Annotated in this window: 1 protein-coding gene; it reads right to left on the bottom strand. The window is 64.6% G+C overall.

From position 1 onward, the window contains the following. Positions 1 to 220, bottom strand: a 220-nt coding sequence (locus GEV06_29090) for a hypothetical protein (protein ID MPZ21893.1), incomplete at its 3' end; no start/stop codon positions are given. Between the last annotated feature and the right edge of the window lie 373 nt (positions 221 to 593).

The following is a 593-nucleotide window of genomic DNA, read 5'->3' as shown; positions in this document are numbered from 1 at the left end:
GGTACTGTGCGCTGTCGTCATCAATGGCCTCTTCTTCCGGCGTCAACAGATCGATCAACAACGTGGCCAGGTGTCGGCGCTCGAGCGTACGGGCGACGTACTGGTTTCGTGGGCTATGGCGGCTGCTCCCGCTGCCGTGCGCGAACAGCACGATGCCATGAGCCTCAGGAGGGAGCCCGAGATCTCCCTGTAGCCGCGCCTCCGCGAGAGGTACCTGCACTGGCGTTGTCTTGCGTTTCGCTTCAACGTTGGGAGCCATGATGCAATCTTGGCGGCCCTCACGACACCCCACGCGGGCTGCCCGCGTGGGGACCCCGTCAAGGGCCGCCCTACCTCCATGCAAATGTAGGCCCGACCTTTAGGTCGGGCGCCCACTGTCAGGTACTCGTGCCGGTCGAAACGTGGAGCCGTGCTTCCCGGAGCGTCGCGATCACGTCTTCATCCGACACCTGAGGGAAGTCGCGGTAGTGATACGCGATGGCGAACAGGATCGCTGGCGTCTCGAGGCAGACGACGTCATCGGCTTCACGACGCATGAGCCGCAACGCCTCCGCGGACGCCACGCCGGTGGCGACGATGAGCTTCGCGGGATG

This window comes from Luteitalea sp., from assembly GCA_009377605.1.
Taxonomy (GTDB): Bacteria; Acidobacteriota; Vicinamibacteria; order Vicinamibacterales; family Vicinamibacteraceae; genus WHTT01.
The sequence above is the reverse complement of the archived record's forward strand: the minus strand, read 5'-3'. Positions and strand labels throughout refer to the sequence as shown.